Origin of the sequence: Escherichia sp. MOD1-EC6842 (assembly GCF_002965705.1) — a bacterium.
Lineage (GTDB): Bacteria > Pseudomonadota > Gammaproteobacteria > Enterobacterales > Enterobacteriaceae > Escherichia > Escherichia ruysiae.
In genome coordinates this window covers 17,277-33,203 of the sequence record NZ_PTRF01000013.1, presented here as the reverse complement: position 1 = coordinate 33,203, position 15,927 = coordinate 17,277, and the positions used below count along the sequence as shown (strand labels likewise).

The window sequence follows — 15,927 nt, the reverse complement described above, 5'->3', positions numbered from 1 at the left end:
AAAAATGGCAATGGTCCAACCGAAATCGCAAAAAGCACGTTTGTTTATTACTCACCTGCTACTGCTACTTTTTATCGCGGCGATTATGTTCCCGCTGCTGATGGTCGTCGCAATCTCGCTGCGTCAGGGGAACTTCGCGACCGGCAGCCTGATCCCGGAACAAATCTCGTGGGATCACTGGAAACTGGCGTTAGGTTTTAGCGTTGAACAGGCTGATGGTCGCATTACGCCACCGCCATTTCCGGTACTGCTGTGGCTATGGAACTCGGTAAAGGTCGCCGGGATTTCCGCGATTGGCATTGTGGCGCTCTCCACCACCTGCGCCTACGCTTTTGCCCGTATGCGCTTTCCAGGCAAAGCGACGCTGCTGAAAGGAATGCTGATTTTCCAGATGTTCCCGGCGGTACTCTCACTGGTGGCGTTGTATGCGTTGTTTGACCGTCTGGGTGAGTACATTCCGTTTATCGGTCTGAATACCCACGGCGGCGTTATCTTTGCTTACCTGGGCGGGATTGCGCTGCACGTCTGGACGATTAAAGGTTATTTCGAAACCATCGACAGTTCGCTGGAAGAAGCGGCGGCGCTGGACGGTGCGACACCGTGGCAAGCCTTCCGCCTCGTACTGCTGCCGCTGTCAGTACCGATTCTGGCGGTAGTGTTCATCCTGTCGTTTATCGCTGCCATTACTGAAGTTCCGGTCGCGTCGTTGTTACTGCGTGACGTGAACAGCTACACCCTGGCCGTGGGGATGCAGCAATACCTCAACCCACAAAACTACCTGTGGGGCGATTTTGCCGCCGCTGCCGTGATGTCTGCATTACCGATCACCATCGTCTTCTTGCTGGCTCAACGCTGGCTGGTCAACGGCCTGACGGCAGGTGGTGTGAAAGGTTAAAGATGTTGTTCTGCCAATGTTATGCCGCTGCACCCTCAACTTACGTTATCCCAACTTGTGACTGTTATTCGGCGCTCCCTGGAGCGCCTTTTTTTACTCCCGCTTCAGCCGTTTCGAATTACATAGCCATAGGGTGATCACCAGTAGCAGGATCGCTGCCGAGTAGATCAACACATCCAGTGGCGATTTATGATCGACGATGATCAAGCGCACAATGGCGGTGATCCCGATATAGACAAAGTAACGTAAGGGAAAGTGAAAACCGGACTGGAAGTACTTCACAATCAGGGCGATAAATTCGAAATAGAGAAAGTAAACCACCAGCCCTTCCACCAGCTCATATTTGCTGGTTTGTTCTGGCGCGAACAGCACATCAGCCAGATGCACCGTTTCTTTGCCGAGGAATACGACCAGAATCAGGCCGAGGCACAGCAGGCCAAGATTGAGAACGGTCTGCAAAATGGTGGAGATAAACTCCACGCGCGGACGAGATAACGACGTCATAACAGCCCTCCAACTCAGTGGCGAGCTTCCTGTATAACGCAAAAATGTGACGGGGATCTATATTTTTTGTGTATGTTTTGTTCAACCTGGTGTTAGATGGTGCCTCCCGCCAGCGCCGGATGCGGCGTGAACGCCTTATCCGTCCTACCCGTAGGCCGGATAAGCCGCGTCTGGCGGCGCATCCGGCAAGACACACAGCCTCAAAAAATCACCCATTCAGGTGATTCCCGGCCACCAGCAAAGCGCGAAAAATCGACAATGTTCCTCTGGAACAAATGAAACGTAACCTGATAAAGGTGGTAAAAATGAAGCCTTATTTTGCTGCTTTGTTGTTATCAGTCTCTGTTCTTCCTGCTTTTGCCGGTCCGCTTGGTACTGCTGATAAAGCCGACCTTCCGCAAAGCAATGTCTCCAGCCCAATGATGGCTCAGTCGCTCAGGCAATCAGACCTGCAACCGATATCGACGGACAGGAAGACAGAATGTTTTCGCCTTTACACACCAGATCGCAAACCGGGGGTGAACTGCGTTCCTGATGGCTCGACAGGCCATTAAGAATGAGGGTGCCAGTGATTGCGAAAACTGGCACCTTTCCCACGGCTTAGCGGAAATTCACGCTTCGATCGCTGGTCATGTCATACAACTGGAACTTACGCCCAAGTTGCTGACCACCATCACGCGTCAGCGGCGTCCAGCCAATTGCCGCACGGCTGCGTGTCGGGCCAGACGAGAAGAGATCCAACGGCACAGAGACATACACGCCTTTGGTGAAGTCCCCTTCTCCGTACTCTTCTTTCGAAACATTCGTGATCGTGGCATAGCCACCCACCACCACGCCGCTATCAAAGCGTTTGGCGATCTCCAGCGTGCCACCTTTATCCCCTGCCAGATACTGCCCGACGCTGGCTTTCACTAACACATCCTGGGCGAAAGATGGCGTCCAGTACGCGGTCAAATGACCGGTTTTCACGCTGTAATCAGTGAACTTCATCATATCTTTCGCGCTACGCCAGTCACGCTGTTTAACGTAGTTGGCGTCCAGACCAAACGCCCAGTTGCTGTCCAGCGGGCGATACAACACTTCTGCCCCCGCGCCGCCAAACATGGTTTCGAGATAACCACCGTAGACCTGACCGTAGAAGCCGTTGCCCAGATGCTGGAAGTAGTTGGCTTGCAGGTTATTCACATAGACATCGTTCTGCACATACTCACGCACGTGGGTACGAACGCGCGGTAAGTGCGAGTCCTGCGGTGGATTAGTGTAGTTAAACTTGTCGTAGTTGTTGGCAAGGTTAGCAAACAGACTACCGGTGGTGAGCAGGTGATCCGTCAGCCACAAATCCGCCATTCCCATCACGCCCAGTTGGTACATGTAAAAGTTTTCCGGGCCACCAACCGACTGGTTCAGCACCGGATCGATATGGAAATCAAAGCGCGATTTGTCGATATACCAGCCCTGCTCGGTGGACTGCGGAACCACCGGCTCGACGCGTTTTTGCGCCAGCTTCGTTTCATGCCCAAGCGGCTCGCCGACGAGATGATTTTTCAGGCTGGCGACATCGGTTTCCGTCGTCACCTGCGGCATGTTAAGGCGGTTTTCCGTGATACGGATCGTTTTGATCCCATCCGGCAGATCGTTCATCACGATCCGATTAGCACGGATGATCCCTTCACGCGAATCACGATATTTCACCTGCTCGCCGGTAACATACAGCGTATCGCCTTTCGCCTGGATCTGCGGATCGGCAAGTCCGGCATTGTATTTCAACAGCGTTAACTGATTCGCCACCACCGAATGCTGCAAAATGGCATCCTGCGGCTGCGGTTGATATTGCGGGCGGGCGTTATCGTTGTAAGACGGGCGCAGATCGTTAAAGTTGGTGCGCAGCGTGACGCCAAACATAAAGGTGTTGCCACGTTCATAGCTAAGGTTAACGTCGGCCCAATCGGTAACGCGATAAATCGCCCCGACGTTAAACTTACTTTTTTGCTCCAGCTTACCGGCAAAATCCTGTTGATAATTATTGCCTTCATACTCCAGTTTCAGGCGCAGCGGTTGCCAGGGCGTCTGGTATTCCACGCCGCCAAACAGTGAGGCAGGACCGTGGAACATCTGGCTACCGTCGATAGATCCCGCCTGTTTGTAGCTGTTATCGCGATAGCAATATTTATCACTGGCTGAACAGAGCGGATTTTTCACATTACCGCTGGTGCCCAGATATCCCCAGCCCAGGCCGAGCGTAAAATCGAACGGCCCCCAGGCTTTGCTGGCAACAAGATATTCCGCATCAAACAGCCCCGTACCGCCGATATCCCGCGCACCAACCGCCACTTGCGGCAGCCAATAACTCTCTTCCCACAAACGCAGTTTGAGATCGAAGGCTTTATCTTTATACGTTTGATCGCCAGAGAACGCTTCGACGCTGCTGTACTGCCGGGTGCGCACGTCTGTGTAGCGCAGCGTTGTTTCCAGCCACGGGAAGAGTTGCACTGAAGCTGAGTAATAACGGTACTGATCGTTATCGCGATAGTTCAGGCTTAACTCCCCTTCCCGCGCCATACGCGCGGTGGGCGTTTGTAATAATCCTACGCCGCCGAAATCCGACTGCGACGGACCAATGGGCGCAGGATATGTTTCGCCGTAGCAAGCTGTGCTAATGCCCAGCGCCAGTAAGCTAAGCAGATGTCTTTTTTTCATTATTGAGGTATCCGCTGCGTCAGAGTCTGAAGAATGTCGGCGTTAAGGGCATCAGGCGTCTCACTCCAGATGGAGTCCGCGAGGCCAACATAAATAATGCTGCCGGGCATTGGCTCTACGTGACGCTTGTTCCAGTAAGCCACCGGCGCTTTTTGCGTGCGTCCGTCCGGGTAAACCACCCACGCGTAGCTGCGATCCGCACCGCTGAGCAGGCTCTGGTCAGAGAGATAGCTCGCCACGTCGCGACCTGGGGTGAATGGCTGATTGCCAGGACGGCTGATAAGCCCGAACAACGTGACCGTGGACGGTGGTGGTCCGACCCACAGCGTGTAGTTGCCCTGCAACGGCGGGTTACCGCGTTCGGCAACGCGGACGATATCGGGATCAAGATTGATTTTTTGCCTGCCCGTCACCTTCAACGCCTGAATTTGCTGACGTAAGGCGTTAATCGCGGCGGCATCCTCGGCGCTGGAATCTGTGGCCAGTTCTGCCAGCCGTGTCAGCAACGCCTGCTGCTGCCGCAATGCTGCTGCCGTTGCCAGCTCTTCGCTGATCACCGCACCGGGCCACCAGCTATTCGCCAGTCGCGGTTGCCCCACCAGATCGATTAAATGCTCTGCGCCCGTCAGCGTTTTGGCCTCACTGCTGCCATTGCTGAACACCTTGACGGTGCCCGCCGCAAAGACCGATGACGCTCCCACGCTCAAAATCAACGCGACAATAGTTTGTTTAATCATTGTTTTGCTGCCTTGATGAGAGTGGTTTTCACCGGGAAATAATCCGCGCCGAGATACTGTTCCGACTGGCGAATTTGTCCTTCGCTGTCGATCCAATAGCGGTTATGCCAGCGCGCCTGGTCGGTGGAGACTTCTTCGTCCAGCACGCGAACCGGAGTTTCATCGCTGCCGACTTTGACGGTATCGGTGCCATCCCATTTGAAGACTGAGCGTGCGGTGGCGTAGCGTACCTGCTGGTACTCGGTCCAGCCCATCGTGCGCGTCCATGTTGCACCATCAACAATTTGTGCGGGTTTAATCAGCGGGTCGGCGGCAAGGTTATTTACTTCAATCAGGTTGTCGCCGCCAAGCAAAGTCTTCACCAGACGACCATGTTGTGTGACGAGAGTGGCCTGATCCTGAGTGACCCATTTTTGTTGTCCGTCTTCAGCGAAGGCCAGCACCACAAATAACTGCGGCCCGCCATTAAGCTGCATGTACTGGCTGGCGTAGGGCATATTTTGAATATCATCGTCCGTCAGCTGTACGCCTGGCGTGCCGAACAGACTGTCCCACAGTGAATTGCCCAGCTCTTTAGTCGTGGCTGAACAGGCCTGTAATAGCAGGCAGATAAGAATGAGTGCAGGTCGCTTCACGACTCTTCTCCAGAGGGGCAGAATAACCACACCGGAGTGTGGTTATGGTTAATCCCCGTCATACTTCAAGCTGCAGATGCGGTGACCGCACTCGTTCACCCCGGTCACATAGTTATCTATGCTCCCGGGGACTCACTCGCTTGTCGCCTTCCTGCAACTCGAATTATTTTGGGGATACATACGTTATTACTGGGTACTGGTGGTCGTGGTTGTGGTGGTTCCGGTATTAGAACCATCACCGCCACCGGTTGCCGCGAGTGCGACACCCACCGCCGAGCTTACGGTGCTGACGCTGGTCGCGGAGGAACTGCCCGCCGAAACCGACGTTGCTGCCGACCCTGCCGCTTCGCCCACCTGTACAGGTGCAGCCCACGCAGAAGTCGCCGCAAGCGCAGATATGGCTAAAATGCCATACAGAACTTTTCTCATAACAATTTCCCTTCATTGAATGAATGGAGATTTACCCAAAAACATTTCGGGCGGGATCGAGTATACACAACTAAAGCATGTGAATTACGGCGCGAGGAATTAGTGGTGGGGTTTTAGGATAATTGGAATAAATATCAATTATATATTTTTTATTATATATAAATAATTATGTTAATCATGAGGTTAAAATAAACACAAAAGCGATTGACCTGCGTATTTTCCGAAATAATTACAGACTAAAAATCTATTTTAGGATTAACCTCACGGTATGATTTTCGTTAAATCACAGACAAGAGGATTTATCTGATAGAACAATGCCGACTTATAGTCGGCATTGTTATTAAGGTTATTTAATCAATCGTGCTATGTATTAATTGCCGAATACGATGTACATATCGGCATCGACCTGTAGGCCTGATAAGACGCGACCGCGTCGCATCAGGCACCGGTTGCCGGATGCGGCATAAACGCCTTATCCGGCCTACGTAGCGGCATCAGACATGCACGATGATTAACCGCGCCACGCCTTATAGCGGTTAATCAGACCATTGGTCGAGCTATCGTGGCTGCTGATTTCTTTGTCATCTTTCAGTTCCGGCAGAATACGGTTCGCCAGCTGTTTACCCAACTCAACGCCCCACTGGTCGAAGGTGAAGATGTTCAGGATCACGCCCTGAGTAAAGATTTTGTGCTCATACAGCGCAATCAACGCCCCCAGGCTGAACGGGGTGATTTCGCGCAGCAGGATGGAGTTGGTCGGACGGTTACCTTCGAACACTTTAAACGGCACTACATAGTCGAGCGTCGCCGGATCTTTACCCTGATCGCGATATTCCTGCTCTACCACTTCGCGGGATTTACCAAAGGCCAGAGCTTCGGTCTGAGCGAAGAAGTTAGACAGCAGTTTCTGGTGGTGATCAGAGAGCGGGTTATGGGTGATAGCCGGCGCGATGAAATCGCACGGCACCATTTTGGTTCCCTGGTGGATCAGCTGGTAAAACGCATGTTGCCCGTTTGTACCCGGCTCACCCCAGATAATCGGGCCAGTCTGGTAATCCACTACGTTACCGTTACGGTCAACGTATTTGCCGTTGGATTCCATATTGCCCTGCTGGAAGTACGCCGCGAAACGGTGCATATACTGGTCATACGGCAGAATCGCTTCAGTTTCCGCGCCAAAGAAATTGTTGTACCAGATGCCGATCAGCGCCAGCAATACAGGCAGGTTTTTCTCGGCTGGCGTGGTGGAGAAATGCTTGTCCATCGCGTGTGCGCCGGAAAGCAGTTCAACGAAGTTATCAAAGCCGATGGAGAGAACAATCGACAGACCAATCGCTGACCACAAAGAGTAACGGCCGCCGACCCAGTCCCAGAACTCGAACATGTTGGCGGTATCAATACCAAACTCGCCAACGGCTTTCGCATTGGTGGAGAGCGCCGCAAAGTGTTTCGCAACGTGCTTCTCATCACCGGCCGCTTTCAGGAACCAGTCACGCGCGCTATGGGCGTTGGTCATGGTTTCCTGAGTGGTGAAGGTTTTAGACGCCACCAGGAACAGCGTGGTTTCAGGGTTCACTTTTTTCAGCACTTCTGCGATGTGAGTTCCGTCAACGTTAGAAACGAAGTGCATATTCAGGTGATTTTTGTACGGACGCAGTGCTTCGGTCACCATGTACGGGCCGAGGTCAGAACCGCCGATACCGATGTTCACCACGTCGGTGATTGCTTTGCCGGTATAACCCTTCCACTCACCGGAAATAATCGCTTGCGAGAAGGTTTTCATCTTCTCCAGCACCGCGTTGACTTCCGGCATTACGTCTTTGCCATCAACCAGAATCGGCGTATTGCTACGATTACGCAGCGCCACGTGCAGCACGGCGCGGTTTTCGGTGCGGTTAATCTTCTCGCCAGAGAACATCGACTTAATCGCGCCAGCCAGATCGCACTCTTTCGCTAGATCCTGCAATTTCGCCAGAGTTTCTTCGGTGATGCGGTTTTTGGAGTAATCCACCAGCATCTGATCGTCGAAGGTTGCGGAGAACTTAGAAAAACGATCGCCATCTTTAGCAAAAAGATCGGCGATCGTAACGTCTTTCATTTCATCGAAGTGTTTCTGTAGTGCCTGCCAGGCAGCGGTCTGCGTTGGATTGATGTTTTTCATTAGCAATACTCTTCTGATATTGAGAATTGTGACTGTGGAAGATTGTAGCGCCAGTCACAGAAAAATGTGATGGTTTTAGTGCCGTTAGCTCAGCTAACTACTGAAGAGGATAAAAAGTATAGACGTTATAAGCACAATTTCTGACCACGCCCGCTGCATGAATAATCCGCATAATCCCGGCGTTGACACACTCCCCTACACCTTTTATTTATAAATACGGTCTGCGCCTGCACCGGTTTCTATTTTGCCTTTGTGCCAAGGTCGCTTCTTTCATTCCCTGACACGAGGTTGTTATGCCCGATATTGTTGTCTCCAAATTTGGTGGTACTAGCGTGGCTGATTTCGACGCCATGAACCGCAGCGCCGACATTGTGCTTTCTGATGAGAATGTTCGTTTAGTTGTGCTTTCTGCTTCTGCGGGGATTACTAACCTACTTGTTGCACTGGCTGAAGGTCTGGAACCGGTTGAGCGTTTCGAAAAACTCGATGCTATTCGCAATATTCAGTTCGCCATTCTGGAGCGCCTGCGTTACCCGAACGTCATCCGTGAAGAGATTGAACGTTTGTTGGAGAACATTACCGTTCTGGCCGAAGCGGCGGCGCTGGCAACATCTCCGGCTCTGACGGATGAACTGGTTAGCCACGGCGAACTGATGTCTACTCTACTATTTGTTGAAATCCTGCGCGAACGCGATGTCCAGGCGCAGTGGTTTGATGTGCGTAAAGTGATGCGCACCAACGACCGGTTTGGTCGCGCGGAGCCAGATGTTGTTGCACTGGCGGAACTGTCTGCGTTGCATCTGACTCCACGGCTCAGTGAAGGTTTAGTCATCACCCAGGGCTTTATTGGTAGCGAAAGTAAAGGGCGTACTACAACACTTGGGCGTGGCGGCAGCGATTATACGGCAGCCTTGTTGGCGGAAGCCTTACACGCATCTCGCGTTGATATCTGGACTGACGTCCCTGGCATCTACACGACCGATCCGCGCGTGGTGCCGGCAGCAAAACGCATTGATAAAATCGCTTTTGAAGAGGCCGCTGAAATGGCGACCTTTGGCGCGAAAGTGCTGCATCCAGCGACGTTGCTGCCCGCAGTGCGCAGCGATATTCCGGTGTTTGTCGGTTCCAGCAAAGACCCACGTGCTGGCGGTACGTTGGTGTGTAATAAAACCGAAAATCCACCGCTGTTCCGTGCACTGGCTCTGCGCCGTAAACAAACGCTATTAACCCTGCACAGCCTGAATATGCTGCATTCCCGTGGCTTCCTCGCGGAAGTTTTCGGTATCCTCGCGCGGCATAATATTTCGGTGGATTTAATTACTACGTCCGAAGTGAGCGTGGCATTAACTCTTGATACGACTGGTTCAACTTCCACTGGCGATACATTGTTGACGCAATCACTGCTGATGGAGCTTTCGGCGCTGTGCCGCGTGGAAGTGGAAGAAGGCCTGGCACTGGTGGCGCTGATTGGTAATGACCTGTCAAAAGCCTGCGGCGTCGGCAAAGAAGTATTTGGCGTGCTGGAACCGTTCAACATCCGCATGATTTGCTACGGCGCTTCCAGCAATAACCTGTGCTTCCTGGTGCCGGGTGCTGATGCGGAACAGGTGGTGCAGACATTGCATAGTAATTTGTTTGAGTAAAAACAGTGCGGCCCGGATGAAGTGCCCCGGGTCGTATTTATTTCCCCATTACCGTTTGATATAACAACCCATCCAGTTCCCTGACATCTCCGTCCCTGCTATCCAGTAACATCGGAGGAATTTCCCCGCGCGCCAGTTCCGCACGAATAAACTCATGCAACAAAGGACGGCGCGAATCATACACCGCTTCTCCCGCCCGCTGTTTACGTTCCAGCAATTCGTCTATTTCTGCGCGTAACGCCGCATCAAGTTCGCTTCCCGCCAGTAGCTCGGCAAAGCGCATTGGCGGTACACCTTTACCCGCTTCAACCCAGCGTACAGCCAGCAATGGACGCAGCACGTAAAAGTATTTTTTCAGCCGAACTTCGTCGCCCTGCAAATAACTGCGAAAGTTTTTCCGCGCCATCGAATAATAATGCCAGCGCGCACGTAGCGGAGAAAACCACTTCGGCACCATCGCCTTTAGCGCCGTTATCGTTTCTTCGTCTTGCTGATAGACCACCGGTGAATCCAGCCATTCAATCAGCGTCGGGTTCGCGCCTTTCAATAATCCCAGCGCCTTACGCCACTCCCAACCTGAAACATCCAGCTCATCGTCGATGGGCAGTTCGATAACATCGCGCGGTGACTCCACCCGCAGATACCATTCCAGCGGATGGGCATACAAAAAACGCACATCATAGTCACTGTCGGGTGAGGCAAATCCCCAACCGCGACTCCCCGATTCGCAGGCGTACAGCACTTTCACGCCATAGCGCCGTTCAATTTCTTTTAACTGCTGCGATACCCGTTCGCGCATCGCAGCACTGACTCCATTTAATGGCATGTGACTCATCCTTTGATATTAACTAACCCGTACCAGACCACTGAAAACAGAGATATTATCAATGCGATAGCGTTAATGCGAGAAACAGGCCAGAAGTAAAACCACAACTTTAATGCATTGAATAAAAAAGAATTAATCAAATTTGATAAGTTAGCGGTCATTTATTTTCGTTAAATTTTTATCTGTATTTATCGCCAATTATCTAAGCAGATAAAAATAAAGAGAAGGCAAATGAATCTTATCAGTTCTGCTTGCAAATAAATTCCCGTACACTGAACTATCCGATTAACAGAGGGCACCATCATGGCACTCCCCCGTATTACACAAAAAGAGATGACCGAGCGTGAACAGCGCGAATTAAAGACGCTACTGGATCGGACGCGTATTGCGCATGGTCGTGTGTTGACCAATGCCGAAACCAACAGCATTAAAAAAGAGTACATTGATAAGCTGATGGTTGAGCGTGAGGCTGAGGCGAAAAAAGCCCGCCAGTTGAAGAAAAAGCAGGCTTACAAACCGGACCCTGAAGCGTCATTCAGTTGGTCGGCAAATACATCGACGCGCGGCAGACGCTGATTAACGCCCTTTTTTCTTCCGCCCCGGCGAGGTGAAACGCTTACCGTTTGATGCCGGGCGACTCCCTTTTTCCGCCGTTTTTTCCATCTTCACCACCGGGCGCTTGATACCCGCCGTTTTCGGTTTGGCCTTCGCTTTGGGTTTTGCCTCGGAAGAGGAATTTTCGATGAGCTTAAAAAGATCGATGAGTTCATCGTCAGTTAAATCGCGCCACTCGCCCAGTGGAATGCCGCTTAAGCTGACGTTCATGATGCGTGTGCGTTCCAACTTCTTCACTTCGTAGCCAAAGTGCTCACACATGCGACGAATCTGTCGGTTCAGCCCCTGCACCAGGGTAATGCGAAAGACAAATGGCGCTTCTTTTTTGACTTTGCATTTTTTGGTCACCGTCCCGAGGATCGGCACGCCTGCGCCCATGCCACGAATAAATTCATCGGTAATCGGTTTATCCACCGTCACCAGATACTCTTTCTCATGGTCATTACCCGCACGGAGGATCTTATTCACCAGATCGCCGTGATTGGTGAGGAAAATCAGTCCCTGAGAGTCTTTATCCAGGCGACCAATCGGGAAGACGCGTTTACTGTGATTAACGAAATCGACAATGTTATCTCGCTCGCCATCTTCGGTGGTGCTGACAATGCCAACAGGTTTATTCAGGGCGATAAGCACTAAATCTTCGGCTTCCCGTGGCTCAATCAGTTGACCGTTTACTTTTACAACGTCACCGGGTTTCACCTGATCGCCAATGGTGGCACGCTTGCCATTAAGGAACACATTGCCTTGCTCGATATAGCGATCCGCTTCGCGGCGTGAGCAAATTCCGCTTTCGCTGATGTATTTATTTAAACGGACTGATGAGTCGGGCAGCATAAATTCTCCTGTAAAACGCGGAATATACCGTACCTCTTAACGGGGAAAAACAGGGTTATGCAGCAACGTCGAAATTAAATGTGATCTGCCGCGCCTTTTATCACAAAAGTGTCACCAGAAGCCCGATGCAAATTTGCCTGGCGAAAACCAGGATAATCAATATATTACGAATATTTGCACACCTGTGCTGACGACTACTACGCAGAGAAACAAATGTGCAAGATAAAGCGCCATTCCAGCCCAAACAAAGAGTGAAAAATCACTTTTAAAGGCCACCATGATGGAGTTATATCAGATCAAGTGGTTAAAAAGCGTATTTGCACAAATGTGCAAAATCAGGAGGCGGCGATGGAAAACAGTGACGATATCCGTTTGATTGTGAAGATTGCCCAACTCTATTACGAACAGGATATGACGCAGGCACAAATTGCGCGCGAACTGGGTATTTACCGCACCACCATCAGCCGCTTGCTTAAACGAGGCCGCGATCAGGGAATTGTCACCATCGCCATCAACTATGACTACAACGAAAATCTCTGGCTGGAGCAGCAACTGAAGCAAAAGTTTGGCCTGAAAGACGTTGTGGTGGTGTCGGGAAATGATGAGGATGAAGAGACTCAACTGGCGATGATGGGGTTACACGGCGCGCAACTGCTGGATCGCTTGCTGGAGCCTGGCGATATTGTCGGTTTTTTCTGGGGCCGCGCAGTGAGCGCACTGGTTGAAAACTTGCCGCAGGCAGGGCAATCGCGGCAGTTAATCTGCGTACCGATTATTGGCGGACCGTCCGGTAAACTCGAAAGCCGCTATCACGTAAACACATTAACCTACAGCGCGGCGGCGAAGCTGAAAGGGGAATCGCATCTTGCGGATTTTCCAGCCCTACTGGATAACCCATTAATTCGTAATGGGATCATGCAGTCTCAACACTTTAAAACCATCTCTGCCTACTGGGATAATCTGGATGTCGCCCTGGTGGGAATTGGCTCACCGGCCATTCGCGACGGAGCTAACTGGCATGCGTTTTATGGTGGTGAAGAGAGTGACGATCTGAATGCCCGCCAGGTCGCCGGTGATATTTGCTCGCGCTTTTTTGATATTCACGGCGCAATGGTTGAAACGAATATGAGCGAAAAAACACTCTCTATCGAAATGAATAAATTAAAGCAGGCACGATATTCCATTGGCATTGCCATGAGTGAAGAAAAATACAGCGGAATTGTTGGTGCACTGCGTGGAAAATATATTAATTGTCTGGTAACGAATAGCAGCACAGCTGAACTGTTACTGAAATAAAAATCTTCCCGATGTTTACCGTAATAAAAATTACGGCGGGTCCCTATTATCTAAAATCAGGAGTCTGTTATGCAAACGTGGTTAAATTTGCAGGATAAAATCATTATCGTCACCGGCGGCGCATCCGGCATTGGTCTGGCAATTGTGGAAGAATTATTAGCACAAGGCGCGAATGTGCAGATGGCCGATATTCACGGTGGTGACGGTCAATATGAAGGTCATAAAGGTTATCAATTCTGGCCGACCGATATTTCCAGCGCCAAAGAAGTGAATCATACGGTGGCGGAAATTATCCAACGCTTTGGCCGTATCGACGGTCTGGTCAACAATGCCGGGGTCAATTTTCCGCGTCTGCTGGTCGATGAGAAAGCACCTGCCGGGCAGTATGAACTCAACGAAGCCGCATTCGAAAAGATGGTCAATATCAACCAAAAAGGCGTATTTCTGATGTCGCAAGCCGTTGCACGCCAGATGGTTAAACAGCATGACGGCGTCATTGTGAATGTCTCTTCCGAAAGTGGTCTGGAAGGTTCAGAAGGCCAGAGCTGCTACGCCGCCACCAAAGCCGCACTTAACAGTTTTACCCGCTCGTGGTCGAAAGAGCTGGGTAAGCATGGCATCCGCGTGGTGGGTATCGCGCCGGGGATTCTGGAAAAAACCGGGCTGCGCACGCCGGAATATGAAGAGGCGCTGGCGTGGACGCGCAATATCACCGTCGAGCAGCTGCGTGAAGGCTATACCAAAAACGCCATTCCTATTGGGCGCGCCGGAAGATTAGCAGAAGTCGCTGATTTTGTTTGTTATCTGCTGTCTGAACGCGCCAGCTACATCACCGGAGTAACCACTAACATTGCGGGCGGCAAAACACGCGGATAAGGAGGCTTTATGGTCAACGCCATTTTTTGTGCCCACGGCAAATTAGCTTGCGCCATGCTGGAATCGGTTCAGATGGTTTACGGCAACGCCAATGTTGAAGCCGTTGAATTTGTGCCCGGCGAGAACGCCGGAGACATCGTAGCAAAGCTGGAAAAGTTAGTAAGCATTCACAATCAAGATGAGTGGCTGATTGCCGTGGATTTACAGTGCGGCAGCCCGTGGAATGCGGCAGCGATGCTCGCTATGCGCAACCCCAGACTCCGCGTGATTAGCGGCCTGTCTCTCCCGCTGGCTCTGGAACTGGTGGATAACCAGAGCAGTATGAACGCCGATGAACTTTGCGATCACTTGCTGACAATTGCCCAACAAACCTGCGTCGTCTGGAAACAACTTGAAACGACCGAGGAGGATTTTTGATGAACATTACGCTGGCTCGCATAGATGACCGTCTGATCCACGGTCAGGTCACCACCGTCTGGTCAAAAGTGGCCAACGCGCAACGGATTATTATCTGTAATGACGACGTATATAACGATGAAGTCCGCCGGACATTATTACGTCAGGCCGCACCACCGGGAATGAAGGTTAACGTGGTGAATATTGAAAAAGCCGTCGCTGTGTATCACAACCCACAATATAAAGATGAAACTGTTTTTTATCTCTTTACCCGACCACAGGATGCTTTAGCGATGGTTAGGCTGGGGGTGAAAATCGATACCCTGAATATTGGCGGAATGGCCTGGCGGCCGGGTAAAAAACAATTAACCAAAGCGGTTTCACTGGATGAAGACGATATACAGGCATTTTATGCGCTGGATAAACAGGGCGTGAAACTGGATTTACGCGTCGTGGCCTCCGACCCATCCGTTAATATTCTCGACAAAATAAAAGAACAGTTAGTCGCAAATTAAATAATAGCGCCTGTGTACATATGCTTTAACAGGCAGGGATGACGACACTTAAAAGGTGACAAATAATGGAAATAAGTACCCTACAAATCATTGCAATATTTCTTTTTTCCTGTATTGCCGGAATGGGCAGCGTGCTGGATGAATTTCAGACTCACCGCCCGTTAATTGCCTGTACGGTGATTGGTTTAATTCTCGGTGATTTAAAAACCGGAATTATGCTCGGTGGCACGCTGGAATTGATAGCTCTCGGCTGGATGAACGTCGGCGCGGCGCAATCTCCGGACTCTGCACTCGCCAGCATAATCTCCGCCATTCTGGTTATCGTTGGTCAGCAAAGCATCGCCACCGGAATCGCCATCGCGTTGCCTGTGGCTGCGGCAGGCCAGGTACTGACGGTGTTTGCCCGTACCATCACCGTAGTGTTCCAGCACGCGGCGGATAAAGCAGCGGAAGAGGCGCGGTTTCGCACTCTCGATATTCTGCATGTCTCCGCGCTTGGCGTGCAGGCGCTGCGCGTTGCTATTCCGGCACTGATTGTCTCGCTGTTCGTCAGCGCCGATATGGTCAGCAATATGTTAAACGCCATTCCCGAATTTGTGACCCGAGGACTACAGATTGCTGGCGGTTTTATCGTGGTGGTCGGTTACGCCATGGTGCTACGTATGATGGGCGTGAAATATTTGATGCCTTTCTTTTTCCTCGGTTTCCTCGCAGGTGGCTACCTCGATCTCAGTCTGCTGGCGTTCGGTGGCGTCGGCGTGATCATGGCCCTGGTCTACATCCAGCTAAATCCACAGTGGCGTAAAGCTGAACCTCAACTCCAGGCCACCTCTTCCACCGCCCTTGACCAGCTTGACGATTAACGGAG

Annotated in this window: 17 protein-coding genes; 9 read left to right on the top strand and 8 right to left on the bottom strand. The window is 51.4% G+C overall.

The window, feature by feature from the left end; all coding sequences use genetic code 11:
• Positions 1–4: 4 nt before the first annotated feature.
• Positions 5–895: a maltose ABC transporter permease MalG gene (gene malG, locus A7Z29_RS15885; protein WP_001252058.1), complete on the top strand. Its 891-nt coding sequence runs from the start codon at positions 5–7 to the stop codon at positions 893–895.
• A 93-nt stretch (positions 896–988) separates the two neighbouring features.
• Here malG and psiE read toward each other — a convergent pair whose 3' ends face one another.
• The gene (gene psiE, locus A7Z29_RS15880; protein WP_000202902.1) at positions 989–1,399 is read right to left on the bottom strand and encodes a phosphate-starvation-inducible protein PsiE; all 411 of its coding nucleotides are present in this window, start codon (positions 1,397–1,399) and stop codon (positions 989–991) included.
• A gap of 275 nt (positions 1,400–1,674) precedes the next feature.
• Between psiE and A7Z29_RS15870 the strand changes: the two genes are divergently transcribed.
• Positions 1,675–1,953 (top strand): hypothetical protein, encoded by a 279-nt coding sequence (locus A7Z29_RS15870; RefSeq protein ID WP_010344805.1) that lies wholly within the window; start codon positions 1,675–1,677, stop codon positions 1,951–1,953.
• A gap of 46 nt (positions 1,954–1,999) precedes the next feature.
• On the opposite strand, the gene A7Z29_RS15865 is transcribed toward A7Z29_RS15870, so the two are convergent.
• From A7Z29_RS15865 to pgi, 5 genes are all read right to left on the bottom strand, one after another.
• On the bottom strand, positions 2,000–4,096 hold the full coding sequence (locus A7Z29_RS15865) for a YjbH domain-containing protein (RefSeq protein ID WP_105290453.1): 2,097 nt from the start codon (positions 4,094–4,096) through the stop codon (positions 2,000–2,002).
• Positions 4,096–4,833, bottom strand: a complete 738-nt coding sequence (locus A7Z29_RS15860; RefSeq protein ID WP_105290452.1) for a capsule biosynthesis GfcC family protein — start codon at positions 4,831–4,833, stop codon at positions 4,096–4,098. The genes A7Z29_RS15865 and A7Z29_RS15860 overlap by 1 nt, the downstream gene beginning before the upstream one ends.
• On the bottom strand, positions 4,830–5,468 hold the full coding sequence (locus tag A7Z29_RS15855) for a YjbF family lipoprotein (RefSeq protein ID WP_001296632.1): 639 nt from the start codon (positions 5,466–5,468) through the stop codon (positions 4,830–4,832). The genes A7Z29_RS15860 and A7Z29_RS15855 overlap by 4 nt, the downstream gene beginning before the upstream one ends.
• Before the next feature lie 186 nt (positions 5,469–5,654).
• Positions 5,655–5,897, bottom strand: coding sequence for an exopolysaccharide production protein YjbE (yjbE, locus tag A7Z29_RS15850; RefSeq protein ID WP_001233407.1), 243 nt, complete (start codon positions 5,895–5,897; stop codon positions 5,655–5,657).
• Between the two features lie 511 nt (positions 5,898–6,408).
• The gene (gene pgi, locus A7Z29_RS15845; protein WP_000789996.1) at positions 6,409–8,058 is read right to left on the bottom strand and encodes a glucose-6-phosphate isomerase; all 1,650 of its coding nucleotides are present in this window, start codon (positions 8,056–8,058) and stop codon (positions 6,409–6,411) included.
• 293 nt (positions 8,059–8,351) lie between these two features.
• On the opposite strand from pgi, the gene lysC reads away from it, so the two are divergent.
• Positions 8,352–9,701 carry a lysine-sensitive aspartokinase 3 gene (gene lysC, locus A7Z29_RS15840; RefSeq protein ID WP_001112913.1) on the top strand — a complete coding sequence of 450 codons (1,350 nt, stop codon included), beginning with the start codon at positions 8,352–8,354 and terminating at the stop codon, positions 9,699–9,701.
• 37 nt (positions 9,702–9,738) lie between these two features.
• Here the strand turns inward: lysC and A7Z29_RS15835 are convergent, their stop codons facing one another.
• Positions 9,739–10,527: a nucleotidyltransferase domain-containing protein gene (locus A7Z29_RS15835; RefSeq protein ID WP_105290451.1), complete on the bottom strand. Its 789-nt coding sequence runs from the start codon at positions 10,525–10,527 to the stop codon at positions 9,739–9,741.
• Positions 10,528–10,830: 303 nt separating this feature from the next.
• Here A7Z29_RS15835 and A7Z29_RS15830 point away from each other — a divergent pair, with 303 nt between their 5' ends.
• A complete protein-coding gene (locus A7Z29_RS15830) occupies positions 10,831–11,103 on the top strand; it encodes a YjbD family protein (protein WP_105290450.1) in 273 nt (90 codons plus the stop codon).
• On the opposite strand, the gene rluF is transcribed toward A7Z29_RS15830, so the two are convergent.
• Complete coding sequence (gene rluF, locus A7Z29_RS15825) at positions 11,104–11,976, bottom strand: 23S rRNA pseudouridine(2604) synthase RluF (RefSeq protein WP_000936363.1); 873 nt, start codon at positions 11,974–11,976, stop codon at positions 11,104–11,106.
• Positions 11,977–12,324: 348 nt separating this feature from the next.
• Between rluF and A7Z29_RS15820 the strand changes: the two genes are divergently transcribed.
• The 5 genes from A7Z29_RS15820 (at position 12,325) to A7Z29_RS15800 (ending at position 15,922) form a co-directional block, all read left to right on the top strand.
• Entirely contained in the window at positions 12,325–13,272 is a 948-nt protein-coding gene (locus A7Z29_RS15820) for a sugar-binding transcriptional regulator (protein ID WP_105290449.1), read from the top strand.
• 69 nt (positions 13,273–13,341) lie between these two features.
• Positions 13,342–14,148, top strand: coding sequence for an SDR family oxidoreductase (locus A7Z29_RS15815; protein WP_105290448.1), 807 nt, complete (start codon positions 13,342–13,344; stop codon positions 14,146–14,148).
• 9 nt (positions 14,149–14,157) lie between these two features.
• Entirely contained in the window at positions 14,158–14,565 is a 408-nt protein-coding gene (locus A7Z29_RS15810) for a mannose/fructose/sorbose PTS transporter subunit IIA (RefSeq protein WP_105290447.1), read from the top strand.
• Positions 14,565–15,059 carry a PTS system mannose/fructose/N-acetylgalactosamine-transporter subunit IIB gene (locus A7Z29_RS15805; protein ID WP_001027842.1) on the top strand — a complete coding sequence of 165 codons (495 nt, stop codon included), beginning with the start codon at positions 14,565–14,567 and terminating at the stop codon, positions 15,057–15,059. The genes A7Z29_RS15810 and A7Z29_RS15805 overlap by 1 nt, the downstream gene beginning before the upstream one ends.
• Before the next feature lie 65 nt (positions 15,060–15,124).
• Positions 15,125–15,922: a PTS mannose/fructose/sorbose transporter subunit IIC gene (locus A7Z29_RS15800; RefSeq protein WP_105290446.1), complete on the top strand. Its 798-nt coding sequence runs from the start codon at positions 15,125–15,127 to the stop codon at positions 15,920–15,922.
• Positions 15,923–15,927 lie beyond the last annotated feature (5 nt).

Coding starts and splice junctions, on each gene's coding strand:
- psiE (WP_000202902.1), bottom strand. CDS start 1,399: ATGACGTCGTTATCTCGTCCGCGCGTGGAGTTTATCTCCACCATTTTG.
- rluF (WP_000936363.1), bottom strand. CDS start 11,976: ATGCTGCCCGACTCATCAGTCCGTTTAAATAAATACATCAGCGAAAGC.
- A7Z29_RS15870 (WP_010344805.1), top strand. CDS start 1,675: ATGAAACGTAACCTGATAAAGGTGGTAAAAATGAAGCCTTATTTTGCT.
- A7Z29_RS15835 (WP_105290451.1), bottom strand. CDS start 10,527: ATGCCATTAAATGGAGTCAGTGCTGCGATGCGCGAACGGGTATCGCAG.
- A7Z29_RS15860 (WP_105290452.1), bottom strand. CDS start 4,833: ATGATTAAACAAACTATTGTCGCGTTGATTTTGAGCGTGGGAGCGTCA.
- A7Z29_RS15810 (WP_105290447.1), top strand. CDS start 14,158: ATGGTCAACGCCATTTTTTGTGCCCACGGCAAATTAGCTTGCGCCATG.
- lysC (WP_001112913.1), top strand. CDS start 8,352: ATGCCCGATATTGTTGTCTCCAAATTTGGTGGTACTAGCGTGGCTGAT.
- pgi (WP_000789996.1), bottom strand. CDS start 8,058: ATGAAAAACATCAATCCAACGCAGACCGCTGCCTGGCAGGCACTACAG.
- malG (WP_001252058.1), top strand. CDS start 5: ATGGCAATGGTCCAACCGAAATCGCAAAAAGCACGTTTGTTTATTACT.
- A7Z29_RS15815 (WP_105290448.1), top strand. CDS start 13,342: ATGCAAACGTGGTTAAATTTGCAGGATAAAATCATTATCGTCACCGGC.
- A7Z29_RS15820 (WP_105290449.1), top strand. CDS start 12,325: ATGGAAAACAGTGACGATATCCGTTTGATTGTGAAGATTGCCCAACTC.
- A7Z29_RS15805 (WP_001027842.1), top strand. CDS start 14,565: ATGAACATTACGCTGGCTCGCATAGATGACCGTCTGATCCACGGTCAG.
- A7Z29_RS15865 (WP_105290453.1), bottom strand. CDS start 4,096: ATGAAAAAAAGACATCTGCTTAGCTTACTGGCGCTGGGCATTAGCACA.
- A7Z29_RS15800 (WP_105290446.1), top strand. CDS start 15,125: ATGGAAATAAGTACCCTACAAATCATTGCAATATTTCTTTTTTCCTGT.
- yjbE (WP_001233407.1), bottom strand. CDS start 5,897: ATGAGAAAAGTTCTGTATGGCATTTTAGCCATATCTGCGCTTGCGGCG.
- A7Z29_RS15830 (WP_105290450.1), top strand. CDS start 10,831: ATGGCACTCCCCCGTATTACACAAAAAGAGATGACCGAGCGTGAACAG.